Raw genomic sequence first — 19,862 nt, 5'->3', positions numbered from 1 at the left:
TTATTTTAAAACCATAAATAATTTTACTGCGTATATATCAATATAACAAATAAAAAAATATTATGAAAACACAAAAATTCTTTTCCGTTGCTATTCTAGGATTGGCATTAGTATTTGGAGCTAACTCATTCGCTCAAAAAACAGTAACAGTTGGAGGAGCTCCAATGTATCCAGCTAAAAATATTATTGAAAACGCTGTAAATTCAAAAGACCATACCACATTGGTAGCTGCGGTAAAAGCAGGAGATTTAGTAGAAACATTATCTAGTAAAGGACCATTTACAGTTTTTGCACCAACAAACGAAGCATTTGCTAAATTGCCAGCTGGAACTGTTGAAACTCTAGTAAAACCGGAAAATAAAACAATGTTACAAGGTATTTTAACATACCACGTTGTATCTGGTAGAATAGATAGTAAAATGATTGCCACGGCAATTAAAGCTGGAAATGGAGCAGCAGAATTTAAAACTGTTCAAGGTGGAAAAATTTGGTGTAAAATGGATGGTAAAAAATTAGTAATTACTGATGAAAAAGGAAACAAATCGACAGTTACAATCGCTGATGTTTACCAATCTAATGGTGTTATTCATGTTGTAGATACAGTTATAATGCATAATTAATTCCAGAACGTTTGCTTTAAATAAATCCCGTTATTCGGGGTTTATTTTTTTAAAGACTATTGTGAGCATTTTTTTCGTTCAATTAGCTCAAAAATACCAAGTAATATAATTGCTAAAATAAAACCTTGTAAAATTAACATCAGAAACCCAATTATTAGGTAATTAGACAGGTCAAAACGCTCATTATCTGACGCATAATCTCTATGAAAACTGGTTACAATTATTACAAAACGTTCGAAATACATTCCAATTTTCATAAATATTGCAATGAATAATATGTAAAATGCTTTCGAGAATAATTTTTTATACAGTAATGTAAACGGTAATATGGCAGCTCCTATAAACATTAGCCAATAAGACCACCAGTAAGGTCCAGTTGCTCGATTTAGAAATGCCGATTCTTCAGAAAAAACGGTAATTCTTATTAAAAACTGAATCATTGTTACTATCGCGTAAAAAACAATAATCCATCTAACTAAATTTAGTACTTGCTTGGTTTTAAATCTATTTTTAAAAAATGCTTCAATCAATATTATGACAAATATTAAGGGAACTAGACTAGTAATTAAATTTACATCTATAATTCTTATAACCTCATGAAATCGTTCCATTAGTATTTTTTAATTTTTACAAAAATCAAATATAAGAACTTTAATTACTTTTTCTGTTATACCAAAACGGTCTTATTTCCGTTAATATTTAAAAGATTGACAATGAAAAAGATAATCCTAATTATTGTTTTGGTTTTGTTATATAGCTGTAAAACCAAAAAGACGGTAACTTCATTAACAGAAGAGAAATCAATCATGTTGGTAAATCCAAACGAGGTTGATGCCGTAACTAAAGACCGTGCTTACGATTTAGGAACAAGGCTATTAGAATCTTGTAATACTTCCCGTTTCAAGCCTTTTTCTAGTGAAGAAGCAACTGATAAAGTAAGACAAAATATAACGCCTGCAAAATTATCAGAAACCTGCAAAAAAATTAATTTCAGAAACGGGAAGTTTATTTCTTTAAATTTAATCGATATAAAACACGACGAAATTAATGAACAATATATTTTTAAATATAATATCAATTACGAAAAAAAATATTTCAAACGAGAACTTACCGTTTTTGTAAATTCGGAGAATAAAGTTTCGGCAATGAGCACAAAAGAAGTGAAACCAAAACCCATGTAAATAGAAACTTTAATATATTTGTTGCCATAAAATAAAGCTTCTTCATGAAAATAGTCATTTCGCCAGCCAAATCATTAGATTTTGAAAAAATATTACCCCATAATCTATTTACAAAACCAGTTTATATAAAGCAAACCAAGGAAATTGTGAAAGTTTTAAAAAAACTGAAACCAAAAGATTTATCAGAACTTATGGAAATTTCGGATAATTTGGCACAACTGAATTGGCAACGAAATAAAGCATTCAAAACACCTTTCACATCCGAAAATGCTCGTCCTGCAGTTTATACTTTTAATGGCGAAGTATATCACGGCCTTGACTCCTACTCTATTCCCGAAGAAAAACTTCCTATTTTGCAAAGTAAACTTCGCATTCTTTCTGGGCAATACGGAATCCTAAAACCATTAGATTTAATGCAAGCCTATCGATTAGAAATGGGAACGCAATTACCTATTGGCGAACATAAAAATCTTTATAGTTTTTGGAAAGAAACACTAACAAATGCTTTAAACAAAGAACTAAAAAAGAACGAATTATTTATCAATTTGGCGAGTAACGAATATTTTTCTGTTATTGATACAAAAAAACTAAAAGTTCCCGTAATCATACCAGAATTTAAAGATTATAAAGATGGAAAACTAAAAATGATTTCATTTTTTGCCAAAAAAGCCCGTGGGTTGATGGTTCGTTACATCATTGACAATAATATTGAAACGTTAGATGGTTTAAAAGGTTTTAATTATGAAGGTTACTCTTTTGATGCGAATTTGTCGATAGGAAATACGTTGGTTTTTACTCGATAGTTTTAAAACCACAAAAGGCACAAAAGATTTATCAAAGCCTAAAAAAATAAAAAAAGCTCACAAGGATTTTAAATTCCTTTGTGAGCTTTTTACTTTTGTGCCTTTTGCGTTAAAACCTAATCATTCATCGAAATCAGGAACTCTTCGTTGTTTCTGGTTTTCTTGAATCGGTCATTTATAAATTCCATTGCTTCTACAGGATTCATATCGGCAAGATATTTTCTCATAATCCACATACGCTGGATTGTTTTTTCATCTAATAATAAATCATCACGACGCGTACTTGAAGACGTTAAATCGATAGCTGGGAAAATACGACGGTTCGCAATTTTACGATCCAATTGTAATTCCATATTACCAGTTCCTTTAAATTCTTCGAAGATAACTTCGTCCATTTTAGAACCTGTTTCTGTAAGTGCTGTTGCGATAATACTTAACGAACCACCATTTTCTACATTACGAGCTGCTCCGAAGAAACGTTTTGGTTTTTGCAATGCATTAGCATCTACACCACCACTTAATACTTTTCCAGATGCTGGTTGTACAGTATTGTAAGCTCTTGCCAAACGTGTAATTGAATCTAAAAGTATCACTACATCATGACCACATTCGACCAAACGTTTTGCTTTTTCCAGTACAATATTGGCGATTTTTACGTGTTCTTGTGGTTCTCTATCAAAGGTAGAAGCTACTACTTCGCCACGCACACTACGTTGCATATCGGTAACCTCTTCTGGTCTTTCATCTATTAATAAAACAATTAAATATACTTCTGGATGATTGGCTGCGATAGCATTGGCAATTTCCTTAAGCAACATGGTTTTACCCGTTTTTGGTTGTGCTACAATCATACCACGTTGTCCTTTTCCAATTGGAGAAAACAAGTCGATAATACGAGTCGAAATTGAACTTCCTTTTTCGGCCAAACGGAATTTTTCTGTTGGAAATATTGGTGTTAAGTGTTCGAAAGAAACTCTGTCACGAACTACTTGCGGATCATGTCCGTTTATTTTTAGAACTCTAACTAAAGGAAAATATTTTTCTCCTTCTTTTGGAGGACGAACAACACCTTTTACAGTATCTCCCGTTTTTAAACCAAACAAACGTACTTGTGAAGTCGATAAATAAATATCATCGGGCGAAGCCAAATAATTATAATCTGACGAACGCAAGAAACCGTAACCATCAGGCATCATTTCTAGAACGCCTTCACTTTCTATAATTCCTTCGAACTCATAATCTGGTTCTCTAAAATTATTTTTATGCTTTGCGTTTGGATTTTGATTCGGGTTTTGATTCGGGTTTTTTTGATTTGGATTCGGATTTACAGGCTTTTCTTTTTGAACTGGCTCTGCATTTTCTGGTGCTTCCGAAGCTACTTCATCTGTAGTTGTTGGAGCAATTACAGGTTTAACTATTTTTTTATTTCTATGCGAATTATCAACTTTAGTCACATTATTTTCGTCTTTTGTAAAACGAATTACTTTTGGCGGACGTTGTTTTTGTATTGCTTCGACAACTGGTTTTTCTAATTCTGGGGTTGTTTCGATTTTTGCTACTTCAAAAGAGATTACTTCTTGCTGAACTGGTGGCGTTACAACTGCTTTTGGCGTAATTGTTTTTGCAACTTTAGGCTCGACAATCCTTGCTCTTTTTGGTTTTTCATCAACTACAGGAGTAGTTTCTGGAACAATTGGAGCTATTTTTTCGGGGTTTGCTGCTTGGTAATCTAATATTTGGTAAACAAGTTCGTCTTTTTTTAACGTCTTGAATTTTGCAATTTTAGCAACTTTTGCAATTTCTTGTAGCTCAGTGAGCTTCATTTCTTTTAAAACAGAAATATCAAACATAAAATGATGTGTGAATTAATTATTTGGGATAAAATGCGAATGATTTTTTTTGAATCTTATTTTCCGAAGTATGAAGTGCTTACGGATTCTTATGGCAATATTACACTTTTTTTTTGAGTAAACAATAGTTTTTTATAAAAAGAAAATATATTTTTGTCTTTATAATATAAGATTTATAATGATTCAAAGAATACAAAGTATTTATTTATTACTTGCTTTTATAGTAACTGGTGCGCTTCCTTTTGTTTTTCATTTATGGAAATTAGAAAATGGCGAAATTGTTTACTTTATGAACGACATGAAATATACTGCGCTATTTGGATTAAGTACTGCCTTATCATTGGTTAGTTTACTTTCGTTTAAAAAAAGACAACAGCAATTTGTGATGAACAGATTGAATATAATATTAAACTTAATTTTACTAGGATTATTTGTGTATCGTACACTAACTGTATCTGGAGAAACTACGGTTTCGGAGAAGGGTATTGGGATGTTTCTTCCTATTGTTGCTATCTTTTTATTGGTTTTGGCCAATAAAGCCATCAAGAAAGACGAAGATCTCGTAAAATCTGTGGATCGATTGAGATAAACCTTTCATCTTAGTTTATTAGTGCGAGGAGAATCCGTTTCAAGAAATTGAGACGGATTTTTTGTTTTAGTAGTGTCTGTTTTCAATGTTATTTTTAATATAGATTGGATACGACTATTTCTATTATTTATAGTTTTTTAAACATTGTACCTTTTCAATGCATCTTATGAAGAAAATATTTCTCCATCTAACTAAATTTAGTTAGATAAAAATCATTAATTTTAGGTATTTCACGTAACTTTATAATCGTATATATTTGAAAATATTAATATGAAAATGGAAAACAAAATAAAAATACATTTAGCAGATGACCATCAAGTACTTATAGATGGTATACTGGCCGTACTAAAAACCAATTCAGATTTTGAAGTGGTCGGTTTCTCGCTAAACGGGGAAGGTCTAGTAGATAGAGTCGTAAGAAATAAAGCCGATATCCTTATTATGGATATAAATATGCCCGAGAAAGATGGCATACAAGTATTACGAGAAATGAACGAAGCCGGATTTCCCTGTAAAGTCATTATTTTATCTAGTTATGATGATGCAAAACTAATAAAGGAGGTTATAAAACTAGGTGCTAGCGGTTATCTCACAAAACAATGTGCAGGCGAAAATATTATAGATGCTATAACAACTGTTGCTTATGGAAATCAATATTTTTCTGATACTATAAAAGATAAGATATTTAATATTTATACTGGAAATCATAACGACCACAATCAGGCATTAAATACCGAAGATTTAATTTCTAGTATAACCACTAGGGAATTAGAAATCTTAAAACTAATTAGCCAAGAAAGAAGCGGAAAATACATTAGTGATTCGCTAAATATTAGTGTAAACACGGTAGAAACACATCGCAAAAACTTAATGAAAAAGCTAAATGTAAAAAGCTCTGTTGGGCTTGTCATTTTTGCTGCAAAACATAACTTAATAACTAATTAACCAATAAAATTACACACTATGACTTATGACATGCTAGGATTGTTTTCTTTTAGTAAAGTAAACGCAGACGATTTTGAAATTTGTTTCGAAATTCCGGACAATTGTTTTTATGTTCTTACGCCTTCGGCTACAAGTTACAAAATAGATATAAAACTAAATCCTGGAGAAACCCAACCCTCTACCACTTTTGTAGGTTGCAAAGAAACTGTACCTATCCTTAACAACAAATTGATTGCTAATTTCGAGCAGTACAAATACTCTGGAGTAATACTTAAAAAACCTTCTGGTACCTTTGCACTTTAAAAAAAATACATATAAATTATTACTAGCACTTTTTTTAGTAGCTAGTCAATTCTGTTTTGGTTTTCAGTCCCAAAGTTTTGGGGAGAAAACCAAAACCGATTCTGTGTCTTATTATATCGAAAAAAACAACTTGATAAAAGCATTAGATTATGCTCGCAAAAAATCAGACTATTATTTAGAAACTAAAAATTATGCGGCTTATTGTGACATGATGATTCAAAAATCGGAGGTGTACCGAAGTTTTAATGATATGGTAAACACGATAAAAACACTTTATGAAGCACGAAACATTGCCGAAACAAATCATTTATTAGAAAAACAAGCACTCGTATATAGAGGCATCGGTAATATAAACGGAATAATTTTCGAATATACTAAAGGAAAAAAATATTTGCACAAAGCAAATAAAATAGCCTTACAACTAAAAAATAATGATTTACTAATAAAAACAAACCAAGGTCTTACTAAAATATTCTTCGAGACCCAATCAGATAGTACTTTATACTATCTAAACAAAGTAGATTTTTATACTAAAAAATCTAAAAACCTAAGAGATATAGCACTTAATCAGAATAATTTTTATAACTATTATACTTCTAAAAACAATAATATAAAAGCAAAAAAACATTTAGACAGTTCTTATACTATTGCATTAAAAATTGGTGATAAGGCTTTAATAGCAAGTGGCAAAAATAATTTAGGCGTTTATTATATGACCGTTGAGAAAGACTACGAAAAATCAAAACAAGAATACCTAGATATCATCAAAATGTTTCCAAATGGAGAAAACTCCATGGATTTATCCCAAGCTTATTTGAATATTTCTTATGCTTACGAAAAATTAGGCGATTATAAGAATGCTTACTCATACAATAACAAATATTTAGACTTACTAGACGAAAAAAATGCAAACCTGTACAAGTCTAACCAAGAAATTGAAATAAAATATGCTATAAATAAGGTCGAAAACGAGTTTAAAGAAAAAGAAAAAGCTATTCTTGAAAAACAAGAAAAAAATCAGAAATTGCTACTATTATTTGCTTCTTTGTTTATTCTGGCTGGATTTATTTTCTATTTCTATTATCAAAATTTATTATTAAAACAAAAAGGTAAACTAAAAGATATAGATACCAAGTTACAATACAAAATTATTAGTGCCACACTCGATGGGCAAGACGAAGAGCGAAACAAAATATCTGCCGTTTTACACGACCATGTGAGTGCTGTTTTATCATCGGTAGGATTACATCTGTCCGCTTTTGAAAGTAGCTTAACGAAGGAACAAGTTACCGATTTGAAAAAAACAAGGGCTTTGCTAAAAGATGCTCATGACAAAGTAAGAGATTTATCACATGAATTAGTACCACCATTATTAGTGAAATTTGGTTTGCAATTTGCTTTAAAAGATCTCTGCGAAAACAATACAAATTCACTCGTACAATTTAATTTTCATTCTACTTTAGCAAATGACCGAAGGTTTAATGGGGAGTTTGAAACAAAAATGTTTTTTATCGTTTCCGAATTACTAAATAATGTAATGAAACACAGCAAAGCATCAAAATCTAAATTATTGTTAGAAGAAATTGACGGTAAACTAGTCATTACAATCGAAGATAATGGTATTGGTTTCGATTCGAAAAATATTAGTATGTCTGATGGATTTGGTATTACTCAAATTCGTGCAAGGATAAAAAATATGCAAGGAGATATGAAAATTAAATCTAAAATTGGTCAAGGAACTACAATTATTATAAAAACATTACTGCATAAAGCTTCTTAATTTTTATTTATTAAAGATTAAAAAATAGACAATTATTTACTTCCAAACTCGATAATACCATATTTTGTCAGGCTGAGCGAAGTCGAAGCCACTACTTACTTCCCAACTCGATAATTTCTAAATCTTTTATTTTATCGCCATCAATCACAAACCGCAACATGGTTCTCACCGTATGAAAACCACTTTTGCCACAAGCGCCTGGATTCATGTGTAATAAGTTAAGCTTTTTGTCAAACTGCACTTTTAGTATATGAGAATGTCCGCAAATGAATAATTTTGGCGGGTTTTGCTGTAATTCTTCCCTAATATTAGGATTGTATTTTCCAGGATAACCACCAATATGCGTTATCCAAACAGCAACACCTTCGCACATAAAACGATTGTGCAAAGGAAAATCTAGCCTTGCTTTTGCGTCGTCTATATTGCCAAAAACAGCTCGCAAAGGTTTGTGCTTTTTCAAAGTATCTGTAACCAATAAATCGCCAATATCGCCGGCGTGCCAAACCTCATCGGCAAGATTTACATATTTTAAAATAGTATCGTCAATATGACTGTGTGTATCGGAAAGTAAAAGAATTTTTTTCAAAAGGAAATTTTATGAAACTAGATTACAAAGCTATACTAAAAATTTAAAATTAGTATATTTGTCACAATGAAAAAAGTATATTTAGACAACGCCTCGACTACGCCACTTCGACCGGAAGTTATTGCAGAAATGACTCAAGTATTGATGAATGATTACGGAAATCCGTCATCTACACACGCTTTTGGTCGTCATTCGAAAAACTTAGTTGAGCTTTCTCGAAAAGGTATTGCAAAAAACCTTAATTGTTCCGCACAAGAAATTATTTTTACTTCTTGCGGCACCGAAGCAAATAATTTTATTATTCAGTCTTGTATTAGAGATTTAAAAATAAATCGAATAATTACAAGTAAAATAGAGCATCATGCCGTTTTGCATACAGTTCAAATTCTACAAAAACTGAATGATATTCGAATCGATTATGTAAATATTTTACCTTCGGGCGAGATAGATTTAGTTCATCTTTCGGATTTACTTTCAACGGATGGAAAAACACTCGTGAGTTTGATGCACGTAAATAATGAAATTGGAACTGTTCTTAATTTGAACAGAGTTGCCAAAATATGCAAACAATACCAAGCTTATTTTCATACTGATACGGTACAATCGGTTGGAAAAACAACCTTCGATTTACAAGAAACACCAATAGATTTTCTTGTTGCAAGTGCTCATAAATTTCATGGCCCAAAAGGAATTGGTTTTGCATTTATCCGAAAAGGAATTGTTTTAAATCCCATATTATTGGGCGGAGAACAAGAAAAAGGAATGCGAGCAGGAACCGAAAGTGTACATAATATTGTAGGAATGGCAAAAGCGCTCGAATTATCCTATTTGCATTTATCCGAAGAAGAAAAATATATTACTGAGTTAAAAGAGTATACCATTTCTCAATTAAAATCTCATTTTACGGAAGTGAAATTTAACGGAAATCCGAAAGAAACATTTTATAATGTATTGAATGTTATTTTGCCTTTTTCTGAAGAAAAAACTTCGATGATTTTGTTTAATTTAGATATGAAAGGTATTGCTGTTTCTCGCGGAAGTGCTTGCCAGTCAGGAAGTGTAAAACCGTCGCATGTTTTAGCCGAAATTCTCTCGAAGGAAGATTTAAAAAAACCAAGTTTACGAATTTCGTTCAGCCATTATAATACAACAGAAGATATTGATTATTTCATAAAAAACTTGAAATTGTTATAAAATGAAAAAGTTATATTTCCTTTTATGTCTGATTACATTAAATTGTTTTTCACAAAATTTCGATATTCAAGGACATCGAGGTTGTCGTGGTTTGCTTCCAGAAAACTCTATCGAAGCCATGAAAAAAGCCATCGATATTGGTGTTACAACGCTCGAACTCGATGTTGTTATTTCTGCCGACAATCAAGTTTTACTCTCGCATGAGCCATTTTTGTCACACGAAATTTGCTTCGATATAAATGGAAATGAAATTACAGAAGCTAACGAAAAGTCTTTCAATTTGTATAAAATGAATTATGATCAGATTAGAAATTGCGATTGTGGTTCTAAAATTCATCCAAGGTTTTTAAGTCAATCAAAAATAAAAACTTACAAACCACTTTTGTCTGAAGTGATTGATAGTGTTGAAAATTATATAAAAAATAAATATCCAAACAAAAGTATTTTCTACAACATTGAAACCAAAAGTGAGATTGAAGGCGATGACATTTTTCATCCAAAACCAAAGGAATTTGTAGATTTATTATTAAAAATTATTGATGATAAAAAAATTTCTAAACGAGTTTACATACAGTCTTTTGATGTAAGAACATTACAATATTTACACAAAATAAAAACCAAAATAAAAACTGTGTTATTGGTAGAGAATAATCTTTCTGTAGAAGAAAACCTAAAAATACTAGGATTTAAACCCAATGTTTATAGTCCAGATTATATTTTACTAAATAAAGAAAATGTTACTTTTTTGCATAAAAAAAGGATTCGAGTAATTCCTTGGACAGTCAATGAAATAAGTGATATGCAAAAACTTATCGATTTAAAAGTAGATGGTTTAATTTCAGATTATCCGAATAGATATTTTGAAATTATCAATAAAAAAGAAAACCCGAAAAAATAAATCTTACGGGTTTTTTTATAACTATTTAATAAGAATTACTGTGGCGTTTGATCTTTAAAAAAGTTTGGAGCAATAAATTTTTTCCAAACGAATAAAACTAATAAAGCTCCAAGAACGGCAAAAACCAATCCCATGCTTAAAAGATTACTACTTCCTGCACTTTCGAAACCAAGTGCATTACCAACAGTTCCTCCAATTATCGAACCTGCGATTCCTATAACTGCCGTTACTAAGAACCCTCCTGGATCTTTTCCTGGCATAATTAATTTTGCAATTCCTCCTGCGATTAGGCCAAAAACAGCCCACCAAATGTAAGTCATCATAATTTTAGTTTTTTAAGGTTATGACTCAAATATAATGATTTTTTTGATAGTACTAATTTCTTTAATCTTTTGATAACATCAATTTTATTAAAAAACAATTTTAAAAGTTAGACTTGGTTCTGGTCTTACCACAAAAGCATATTGTTGTGATGCAAAATTGGGTTGATTACTTAAAGTTAAAGCTATCGATTTTTTTGAATTTCTTCCAGAAGAAATAAAAAATGGAATACTTCCTAAGCTTACAAGTGGTCCCGCAAGCATTACAAATCCATAAGTATCGGTTTCGGAGTCAGATTGATCGTTATCATCCATACCATTACTAAATCCAATTGCACCAACAACTGTCATTACAATTCCTGATGAAACTAAAACCCAACCTATCGTATTTTGGTTTTTACTCTTTTGTAGGTAATCTTCTTTAGTAAATTCTGGACTTGTCTCAGCCTGACTTAATAACCTTCCTGTAACAAGGAAAAATGTTATTATAAAGATAATTTTTTTCATTATTATAAATTTTAGCACCTACTTTTTTACTAAGCAGTTTTCGTCATCTCTATTTTTTAAAACAACATCAGTTAAAAACTAAAATTCTTGAGGTTAAATTTATACTGTATAAAGCTACAAAAAAATAATTTATTTATTGTAATATATTGAAATTAAATAACTTAACATAAGTTGATAAAAAAACCGCTTTGCTTTCACAAAACGGTTTTATATCTAAGAAGTCTAAAAATATGACTTTCTAATAATCTAAATTACAAATGAATCACTTCACCATAAGCATCAGCAACTGCTTCCATAACTGCTTCACTCATTGTTGGATGTGGATGAATCGCTTTTAGGATTTCATGACCTGTTGTTTCTAGTTTACGTGCTACAACTGCCTCAGCTATCATATCGGTAACACCAGCACCTATCATGTGGCAACCCAACCATTCACCATATTTTGCATCAAAAATAACTTTTACAAAACCATCTGGCGTACCTGAAGCTTTTGCTTTTCCTGACGCAGAAAATGGAAATTTACCAATTTTTAATTCGTATCCTTTTTCTTTAGCTTGTTTTTCTGTCAAACCTACTGAAGCAATTTCTGGAGTTGCATAAGTACAACCAGGAACGTTTCCGTAATCGATTGGATCTACGTGCAATCCTGCAATTTTCTCAACACAATTTATTCCTTCAGCAGAAGCAACGTGTGCCAAAGCTTGACCCGGAGTTACATCTCCAATGGCATAATAACCTGGAATGTTAGTTTGTGAAAATGCATTGACTAAAATTTTATCTTTATCAGTAGAAATCCCTACCTCTTCTAAACCTATGTTTTCAATATTTGTTTTAATTCCAACTGCCGAAAGCAAAATATCAGCTTCAATTATTTCTTCACCTTTAGCTGTTTTTACAAAAGCTTTTACTCCTTTTCCTGAAGTATCTATTTTTTCTACAGAAGAAGATGTCATAATTTTTACACCTGCTTTTTTCATCGAACGCTCCATTTGTTTCGAAATATCTTCGTCTTCAACAGGAACAACGTTTGGCATAAATTCAACAATAGTAACTTCTGTTCCCATTGCGTTATAAAAATGAGCAAACTCTACTCCTATCGCTCCAGAGCCTACAATAATCATCGATTTTGGTTGTGTAGGCAAAGTCATTGCTTGTCTGTAACCAATTACTTTTACACCATCTTGTGGCAGGTTTGGTAACTCACGAGAACGTGCGCCAGTAGCAATAATAATATGATCTGCATTATATTCAGTAACTTTTCCGTCAGCAGCAGTTACATCTAATTTTTTACCTGGTTTTAGTTTTCCAAAACCATCTATAACGTCAATTTTGTTTTTTTTCATCAAAAACTGAACGCCTTTACTCATATCTCCAGCTACATTTCTACTTCTAGAAACTACTGCACCAAAATCTTTATCAAATTCTTTTACTGTTAGTCCGTAATCCGAAGCGTGTTTCAGGTAATCAAAAACTTGAGCCGATTTTAGTAAGGCTTTAGTTGGGATACAACCCCAATTTAAACAAACTCCACCCAAATTTTCTTTCTCGACAACTGCCACTTTAAATCCTAATTGAGAAGCTCTAATTGCAGTAACGTAACCTCCAGGACCACTTCCTAAAACAATGATATCGTATTTCATAATATAATTTTGTAATGAATTTTCAGTTAGCGAAATTAAGCAAATTATAAATACTACTAAAATAATCCGTGCTTTTTTTAGTATAACAAATACAATACAAATGTAAGGTAGCTGACAATTAGCAACGAGAGGATTTTTTATTTTTAATGCGTTATTTTAAAACCATTATTCAAAAAATTACGTAAGTATAAATGAAAGGTTATAAAAAACAATTCAATAATAATTTTAAAATTTAAAATCATGAAAAATCTATTTGCTTTCTTATTAGGAATTTTTCTTTTCACTTCGTGTGAAAAAGAAGGAGAACTATCAACAAAAAGTTTAGAAAATAACACCACGAGCAATACTGCTGTTCTGAAATATTCAGGAGAATTTTCCCCAACATCTGGGATAACTGTTTCTGGATTTGCTAAAATTTATCTGGAAAATAATGAATACAAGTTAAAATTAGAAAATCTGACAATATCTGACGGACCAGATTTGAAGGTTTATTTATCTAAAGAAAATACACCTATTAATTTTGTGAATTTAGGAAATTTCAAAGGAAACGGAAATACATTTTATACCATTCCAACTGGTGTAAATGTTTCTGAATACCCATATGTATTAATTCACTGTCAACAATATAATCATTTATTTGCCATTGCTCCATTAACTAATAACTAACATCAAAACAAACAAAACATGAAAACAAGAAAATTAAAATTTTTAGCATTCCTTTTATTTATCTCAGTAAGTTTTACTAATTCCTTTGCACAAGGTTGTAGCGATGCTGGTTTTTGTTCGGTCGGAAACGGGTTTAAAGGCCACGAAGAGAACATGAAAAACAGTGTAGATATTGGCGTTGTATATGGCGTTGCCGAAGAAGGTGTGACCGTATTTTCTCAATATTTAACTTACACAAGAGATGTAACCGAAAAATTTGCAATAAGCGCAAAACTAACATCGGCGATTGCTAATGGGGATTTTGGGACAAGAGGAAATATAGGCGATGTTTTCTTGACCGGAAATTACAAATTTAAAAATAAATTTAGTGACCTTGAAGGTGCTAAAACTTGGTCATTATTATTTGGAGTTAAGATTCCTCTAACAGGCGCAAACGACAAAATAAATAATGTTTCTCTGCCAATGGCTTACCAAGCCAGTTTGGGAACCTTCGATTTTATTGGTGGTGTGAGTCTTACATACAAAAAATGGGATTTTAATACCGCAGTACAAATCCCTTTATCCGATAATAAAAACTCTTATATAAGTAATTCTTTGATTACTGATAAATTTGCCACAACTAATTTATTTGAAAGAAAATCGGATGTTTTATTCAGAACAACATACAGACTAAAAACAACTAATGAGAAATTTACTTTCAAGCCAAATTTATTATTTATTTATCATTTAGGTGAGGATAGTTTCGAGAATATTTTCGGACAACGTGAAACAATCGTAGGTTCTGATGGGCTTACGATAAACGGAAACTTAATTGTATCTTATAAACTAAACAAAAAAAGTTATTTAGAAACTTCGCTTGCATCGCCATTTGTTGTTAGAAAAGAACGTCCCGATGGGCTTACCAGAGGACTAACACTGGGGTTGAGTTATAAAGTTAATTTTTAAGTAAATGAGTATGAAAAATAATATTATTGTTTCGCTCTTATTGTTTACAAGTTTAGTAAATTCTCAAACTATTGTGGTCGAAGAAAAATTTAAGGATAATAATTTTCCCGTAGGTTATAATTTTTTGCCTAATAAAAACAGGTTGGTTATACAAAAAGGGAATTATGTAGCATCATCGACTAATAAAATTATTAAAAATATTTATAGTTTTGATAATGATGGTTTTTTCGAAAAATTAATCGAAAATGAAGCATTAACAAACTGTATTTTTTCGCCAACCGAAAATGCTTTCATAGTTTCGGAAACTTCTAAAACACAAGAAAAAACAGATCAGTTTAAGTTGGTAATAAATGGAAAATCCTCTCCATTTTTTAAAATGAACGAAAATTTTCAATATTTTAATGATGATTACGAGTTTAGCATTTTAAATCAAGATAATAAAGGAAATATCAATTTTGAAAAAGACCAATTATCATTAAGCGTTACTGATATTGTTACTCGAGAAAATGAAAAATTTTCTATGAAAAAACCAGATTTAACTAGAATTATAGGTGATAATTTTGCAAAATACAATGATTTGTCATTTGGCATTCGTGTAAATGAATATAATTTTGGACTCATCACAAAATCTATAGCTAAAGATTACAAATCGGCAACATTATACCGCACAATATATAGTTATGGTGGTGTAATTTTAAATGATTTTGCTTATAAAGTCGATTTTCAATACAAAAACCTAATATATTGTAACAATGGTGGTGGCTATATTTATACAAATCCGCAGTCTGGAGATACTTTTGTAAGTGATTTAACGATTAATAATTTTGTAATAGACCAGAAAACGGAGGAAGTATATGTGTACGGTTTGTTCGGCAAAAATGCAAAAAGTTCGAGTAATATTACAAATGAACCATTGGGTTTTTATGTTTTTAAATTTGATAAATCTGGGAATAAAATCTGGGAATCTGTTCAAACAATAAATGATAAAGATGATTTTAATACCAAACAAAATATAACAAACTTAAAGTTGAGTTTAACACTTAGAAACGAAAAATTATTGCTTTCTATAACTTCTCCATCAGAAAAGAAAGGATATATTCAATATTCATTTATTGATAAAATAACTGGAAATGTTATAAAATTTAATAAAATAGGTTTTAATGTTTCTACCGAAAACAAAGCAATTAGCAACGGAAAATTAGTTAATTCTTATTTTAATAATATTGGTTACGAGAAGAAAGCATTAGATACGGAAGGATTAATTGCTCAAGAAAATAATTTAGTATTTTCAAATTATCTGAGTAGTATTCAAAACAATCAGAAATTATTTTTTAAGACTTTTTACGCTAAAAACGGAATTTGGTTGTTAGAAACAGATAATGTTGGTTATTTTAAAATTTTATTTTTTAAAGAATAGTTTTTCATAAATAGTTTATATTTAAAGAATAAAAAAATTATAAAATGTACGACGAATTAAAATATTGGTATCTGCGTGATCATAAGCTATTTAAAACATTAAGTTCCGAACAAACAAAGCAGTTATGTATTATTTCAGGTTTTAAAAAAGCTAAAAAAGGAGAAATAATATATTTTTCAGATTCCGATTTACCAAGAATTTTTCTTTTGAAAACAGGAAGTATAAAAATTGTCTCTTTAGATGAAGATGGTATCGAAACCATTAAAGACATTATCCAGAAAGGAGATATGTTTGGAGAACTTTCTTTAGATAGTGACATTCAAGTAAACGAATATGCAAAAGTACTAACTGAAGAAGTTTCAATTTGTAGTTTTTTACTGTCTGATTTTGAAGATTTAATGCTCCAAAATCCTCAGTTAGCTTTGGGTTACACAAAATTTGTGGGTTTAAAAATGAAACGACTAAGAAATAATTATACCAATTTAGTTTCCAAAGATGCCAAAACAAGATTAGTTACTTTCCTGAAAGAATGGGCAGAAAAAGAAGGCATTTTTGATAATGAAAAAGTAATTATCGAAAATTATTTGACCCAAAATGATATAGCGCAAATAATTTGTACCTCGAGACAAACTGCCACAACACTGCTTAATGGATTTGTAGATGATGGGATAATACAATATAATCGTAAGGAAATAATAATTCCTAATTTAGGAAAATTATAAACTTTTATCAGAATGTAAAATAACTGACAAAAAATGCGTTTATCTATTAATAGTTTTACAAGAAAAAATCATGAAAAATCTAATTTATATTATTTCGCTTTTTTTAGGGCTTTTTGCAAACGCCCAAACTAATTTGCCAAAATTAGCAACAGAAATTTCTCCGTTGCTTATTGGTGAAAAAATTCCGTCAATAACGCTTCAAAGCATCGACGGAAAAAATATAAATTTTGATGATATAACAAAATCTAAAAAAACAATCCTGGCAATATATCGTGGTGGCTGGTGTCCTTACTGCAATTTACATTTAAGTGCTTTGGGCGAAGTCGAAGAAAAACTAATCGAAATGGGGTATCAGATTGTTGCTATAAGTCCAGATTCTCCCGAATCATTGAGAGAAACTATTACAAAAGACAAACTAAATTATACTTTATTGTCAGACAGTAAAGGCGATTTTATAAAAGCATTAGGAATAAGTTATGGAGTACCTAATGGTTTAAAAAAGAAAATAAAAACAGCTATACACGGCGTAAAAAATGATTTTCTTCCCGTTCCTTCGTTATTTATCATAGATGAAAAAAGCGAAATCGAGTTCGAATATATCAGTCCAGATTATAAAACAAGAATTTCTAACGAATTGCTACTTGCTGTTGCGGCTGTACTTAAAAAATAAACTATGAATTTTATTGCTGTAAGACATACTTTAGAAGAATTAAAGGACTTATTAAATCAATTATCTAACGATGATTTTGCGTTGCCAATCTTGTATTTGGGTAACTCGTCTATCGGAGAACATACCAGACATATTATCGAAATGTTTCAATGTTTGCTAAACTCTTACGAATCAGGTTTATTGAATTATGATGATAGACAAAGAAAGAATTTAATTCAAACAGATACCAATTTTGCTATTCAATCGATAGATGATATTCTCAAATCTATCGAAAGAGAAAATAAAAGTATAGTGTTAAAACAGTTGCTTTTTGAAACTTATACATCAATAGAAACCAATTATTTCAGAGAATTATTATACAACTTAGAACATTGTATACACCATCAAGCACTTATAAAAGTGGCTGTTTTTCAATTAGAAGACATACAAGTTACCGAAAATTTTGGAATTGCACCATCAACTATCGAATACAAAAAACAATGTGCACAGTAAGTTTTGTAAACAGTAATGACAAATATATCATTACTTCAAATAGAGATGAAAAAGTCGCCCGAGAGAAAGCTATTGAACCTAAGATTCATTTAATTAATGAAAAAAAAATATTTTTCCCAAAAGACCAAAAAGCTGGTGGTACTTGGTATGCAGTAGATGATAAGGCACATATTGTTGTTTTACTAAACGGTGCCAAAGAAAAACACGAACTAAAATCTAGTTACAGGAAAAGTCGCGGATTGATAGTTTTAGATTTAATTAGTTCGGAATCTGTAATTTTATCTTGGCAAAAAATAGATCTAGACAATATAGAACCATTTACATTGGTTGTTTTTGAAAACCAAAAATTATATCAATTACAATGGAATGAATTAGAGAAAGAAATTACCAAATTAGATACAACAAAAAATCATATTTGGTCGTCATCAACCTTGTATCCATTAGCCATTCGTGAGCAAAGAAAACAATGGTTTTATGATTTTTTAGAACCAAAAAATATAGTTTCGGAATTAGATATGTTGCATTTTCATAAAAATACCGAAGATAATAATCAAGAAAACGGATTGGTCATAAATCGTAATAATTTGCTAAAAACATTAAGCATCACACAAACTGTTATCGAAAAAAATAAAGTTTCCTTAACTCATTACGACTTGATAGAAAATCAGGAATTCACTAATTCATTTATAGTAATTTAATGCGATTATTTTTTCATAAATTGACCAATTGGGAATATTGGCCTTCGGAAATTGTCTATTTTCCAATCAATTTTTTGTGGGCATTTTATGCTTTGCGAACCAAGACCATTTTCTTTTTTAACACCTCAAATCCAACGATGCGAAATGGCGGTTTCTTTATGGAAAGTAAAAAGGAAATTTATGATTTAATTCCGCAAAAATATTACCCAAAAACGGAATTTATCAAAGAAAAAACTGCTTTTGAAGAAGTTTTAATTGCAAAAGAAAATTCAAATATTTCTTTTCCATTCATCGTAAAACCAGATATTGGTTTGCGTGGTTCGGCAGTAAAAAAAATAAAATCTGTTGCTGAATTAGAAAACTATAACAACCATGCAAATTTCGATTACTTAGTTCAAGATTTAATACCTTTTCCTAACGAAGTTGGTATTTTTTATGTTCGCTTTCCCAACCAAGAAAAAGGAAAAATTACAGGAATTGTTGCCAAAGAATTTCTAATTGTTACAGGCGACGGAAAATCGACAATCAAAGAGTTAATAAAGCAAAACCCAAGGTTTGAAATGCAGTTAACTACTCTAGAAAAAGAATATAAAAACAAATTAAATGAAGTATTGCCCAAAGAAGAAAAATTAAATTTAGTCCCTTTTGGAAATCATTGTCGTGGTTCAAAATTTGTTGATGCTAGTTATTTAATTTCAGATAAATTGACCGATGTGATAAACGAAATGTGTTTGCAAATAGATGGTTTTTATTTTGGTCGATTAGATATTATGTACAATTCGATAGCAGAATTAGAAACAGGTAAAAACTTTCAAGTGGTCGAAATAAATGGTGCTGCGAGCGAACCAACTCACATTTATGATCCCAAACATTCTATCTTTTTTGCTTGGAAAGAATTGGCACGACACATCACTTATATGTACAAAATAAGTATTGAAAACAATAAAAAAGGCATTCCGTTTCTGACAAATAAACAAGGGATGTATCAATATCGATTACATTTAGAACAGAACAAAAAAATATGTAATTTCTAAAT

Annotated in this window: 23 protein-coding genes; 17 read left to right on the top strand and 6 right to left on the bottom strand. The window is 30.5% G+C overall.

Annotated elements, in window-relative coordinates; all coding sequences use genetic code 11:
- Positions 1-62 precede the first annotated feature (62 nt).
- Complete coding sequence (locus tag BM053_RS10910; RefSeq protein WP_091477344.1) at positions 63-620, top strand: fasciclin domain-containing protein; 558 nt, start codon at positions 63-65, stop codon at positions 618-620.
- 56 nt (positions 621-676) lie between these two features.
- Here the strand turns inward: BM053_RS10910 and BM053_RS10905 are convergent, their stop codons facing one another.
- Positions 677-1,060 carry a hypothetical protein gene (locus BM053_RS10905; protein WP_143076480.1) on the bottom strand — a complete coding sequence of 128 codons (384 nt, stop codon included), beginning with the start codon at positions 1,058-1,060 and terminating at the stop codon, positions 677-679.
- 273 nt (positions 1,061-1,333) lie between these two features.
- On the opposite strand from BM053_RS10905, the gene BM053_RS10900 reads away from it, so the two are divergent.
- The gene (locus BM053_RS10900) at positions 1,334-1,801 is read left to right on the top strand and encodes a hypothetical protein (protein ID WP_091477340.1); all 468 of its coding nucleotides are present in this window, start codon (positions 1,334-1,336) and stop codon (positions 1,799-1,801) included.
- A gap of 44 nt (positions 1,802-1,845) precedes the next feature.
- Positions 1,846-2,604: a peroxide stress protein YaaA gene (gene yaaA / locus BM053_RS10895; protein WP_091477338.1), complete on the top strand. Its 759-nt coding sequence runs from the start codon at positions 1,846-1,848 to the stop codon at positions 2,602-2,604.
- A gap of 116 nt (positions 2,605-2,720) precedes the next feature.
- Here the strand turns inward: yaaA and rho are convergent, their stop codons facing one another.
- On the bottom strand, positions 2,721-4,454 hold the full coding sequence (rho, locus tag BM053_RS10890) for a transcription termination factor Rho (protein WP_091477336.1): 1,734 nt from the start codon (positions 4,452-4,454) through the stop codon (positions 2,721-2,723).
- Between the two features lie 178 nt (positions 4,455-4,632).
- Between rho and BM053_RS10885 the strand changes: the two genes are divergently transcribed.
- From BM053_RS10885 to BM053_RS10870, 4 genes are all read left to right on the top strand, one after another.
- Positions 4,633-5,043: a DUF4293 domain-containing protein gene (locus tag BM053_RS10885; RefSeq protein WP_091477334.1), complete on the top strand. Its 411-nt coding sequence runs from the start codon at positions 4,633-4,635 to the stop codon at positions 5,041-5,043.
- A 276-nt stretch (positions 5,044-5,319) separates the two neighbouring features.
- On the top strand, positions 5,320-5,988 hold the full coding sequence (locus BM053_RS10880; protein ID WP_091477680.1) for a response regulator transcription factor: 669 nt from the start codon (positions 5,320-5,322) through the stop codon (positions 5,986-5,988).
- A gap of 18 nt (positions 5,989-6,006) precedes the next feature.
- Positions 6,007-6,291 carry a hypothetical protein gene (locus tag BM053_RS10875; RefSeq protein WP_091477332.1) on the top strand — a complete coding sequence of 95 codons (285 nt, stop codon included), beginning with the start codon at positions 6,007-6,009 and terminating at the stop codon, positions 6,289-6,291.
- Between the two features lie 103 nt (positions 6,292-6,394).
- Entirely contained in the window at positions 6,395-8,071 is a 1,677-nt protein-coding gene (locus BM053_RS10870) for an ATP-binding protein (protein WP_167357346.1), read from the top strand.
- Positions 8,072-8,162: 91 nt separating this feature from the next.
- Here the strand turns inward: BM053_RS10870 and BM053_RS10865 are convergent, their stop codons facing one another.
- Positions 8,163-8,657: a metallophosphoesterase family protein gene (locus tag BM053_RS10865; protein ID WP_091477328.1), complete on the bottom strand. Its 495-nt coding sequence runs from the start codon at positions 8,655-8,657 to the stop codon at positions 8,163-8,165.
- Positions 8,658-8,723: 66 nt separating this feature from the next.
- On the opposite strand from BM053_RS10865, the gene BM053_RS10860 reads away from it, so the two are divergent.
- Positions 8,724-9,851, top strand: a complete 1,128-nt coding sequence (locus BM053_RS10860) for a cysteine desulfurase family protein (protein ID WP_091477326.1) — start codon at positions 8,724-8,726, stop codon at positions 9,849-9,851.
- A 1-nt stretch (position 9,852) separates the two neighbouring features.
- Positions 9,853-10,749, top strand: a complete 897-nt coding sequence (locus BM053_RS10855) for a glycerophosphodiester phosphodiesterase family protein (protein ID WP_091477324.1) — start codon at positions 9,853-9,855, stop codon at positions 10,747-10,749.
- 35 nt (positions 10,750-10,784) lie between these two features.
- Here the strand turns inward: BM053_RS10855 and BM053_RS10850 are convergent, their stop codons facing one another.
- The 3 genes from BM053_RS10850 to lpdA all read right to left on the bottom strand — a co-directional run bounded on the left by BM053_RS10850 (position 10,785) and on the right by lpdA (position 13,216).
- The gene (locus tag BM053_RS10850; RefSeq protein ID WP_244148523.1) at positions 10,785-11,072 is read right to left on the bottom strand and encodes a GlsB/YeaQ/YmgE family stress response membrane protein; all 288 of its coding nucleotides are present in this window, start codon (positions 11,070-11,072) and stop codon (positions 10,785-10,787) included.
- An 87-nt stretch (positions 11,073-11,159) separates the two neighbouring features.
- The gene (locus tag BM053_RS10845) at positions 11,160-11,576 is read right to left on the bottom strand and encodes a hypothetical protein (RefSeq protein ID WP_091477320.1); all 417 of its coding nucleotides are present in this window, start codon (positions 11,574-11,576) and stop codon (positions 11,160-11,162) included.
- A 251-nt stretch (positions 11,577-11,827) separates the two neighbouring features.
- Positions 11,828-13,216 carry a dihydrolipoyl dehydrogenase gene (gene lpdA / locus BM053_RS10840; RefSeq protein WP_091477318.1) on the bottom strand — a complete coding sequence of 463 codons (1,389 nt, stop codon included), beginning with the start codon at positions 13,214-13,216 and terminating at the stop codon, positions 11,828-11,830.
- 240 nt (positions 13,217-13,456) lie between these two features.
- On the opposite strand from lpdA, the gene BM053_RS10835 reads away from it, so the two are divergent.
- From BM053_RS10835 to BM053_RS10800, 8 genes are all read left to right on the top strand, one after another.
- The gene (locus BM053_RS10835; protein ID WP_167357345.1) at positions 13,457-13,882 is read left to right on the top strand and encodes a DM13 domain-containing protein; all 426 of its coding nucleotides are present in this window, start codon (positions 13,457-13,459) and stop codon (positions 13,880-13,882) included.
- Positions 13,883-13,900: 18 nt separating this feature from the next.
- Entirely contained in the window at positions 13,901-14,827 is a 927-nt protein-coding gene (locus tag BM053_RS10830; protein ID WP_091477316.1) for a hypothetical protein, read from the top strand.
- A 10-nt stretch (positions 14,828-14,837) separates the two neighbouring features.
- Positions 14,838-16,244, top strand: coding sequence for a hypothetical protein (locus tag BM053_RS10825; protein WP_091477315.1), 1,407 nt, complete (start codon positions 14,838-14,840; stop codon positions 16,242-16,244).
- A gap of 44 nt (positions 16,245-16,288) precedes the next feature.
- Entirely contained in the window at positions 16,289-16,966 is a 678-nt protein-coding gene (locus tag BM053_RS10820; protein ID WP_091477312.1) for a Crp/Fnr family transcriptional regulator, read from the top strand.
- Between the two features lie 70 nt (positions 16,967-17,036).
- Complete coding sequence (locus BM053_RS10815) at positions 17,037-17,636, top strand: peroxiredoxin-like family protein (protein WP_091477310.1); 600 nt, start codon at positions 17,037-17,039, stop codon at positions 17,634-17,636.
- A 3-nt stretch (positions 17,637-17,639) separates the two neighbouring features.
- Positions 17,640-18,128, top strand: coding sequence for a hypothetical protein (locus tag BM053_RS10810; RefSeq protein WP_091477309.1), 489 nt, complete (start codon positions 17,640-17,642; stop codon positions 18,126-18,128).
- A complete protein-coding gene (locus tag BM053_RS10805) occupies positions 18,116-18,826 on the top strand; it encodes an NRDE family protein (protein ID WP_091477307.1) in 711 nt (236 codons plus the stop codon). The genes BM053_RS10810 and BM053_RS10805 overlap by 13 nt, the downstream gene beginning before the upstream one ends.
- Positions 18,826-19,860: an ATP-grasp domain-containing protein gene (locus BM053_RS10800; protein ID WP_091477306.1), complete on the top strand. Its 1,035-nt coding sequence runs from the start codon at positions 18,826-18,828 to the stop codon at positions 19,858-19,860. Before BM053_RS10805 ends, BM053_RS10800 begins: the two co-directional genes overlap by 1 nt.
- The last annotated feature ends 2 nt before the right edge of the window (positions 19,861-19,862 follow it).

Source organism: Flavobacterium swingsii, assembly GCF_900111965.1.
GTDB lineage: Bacteria > Bacteroidota > Bacteroidia > Flavobacteriales > Flavobacteriaceae > Flavobacterium > Flavobacterium swingsii.
This window is presented reverse-complemented; position numbering and strand designations above follow the sequence as displayed.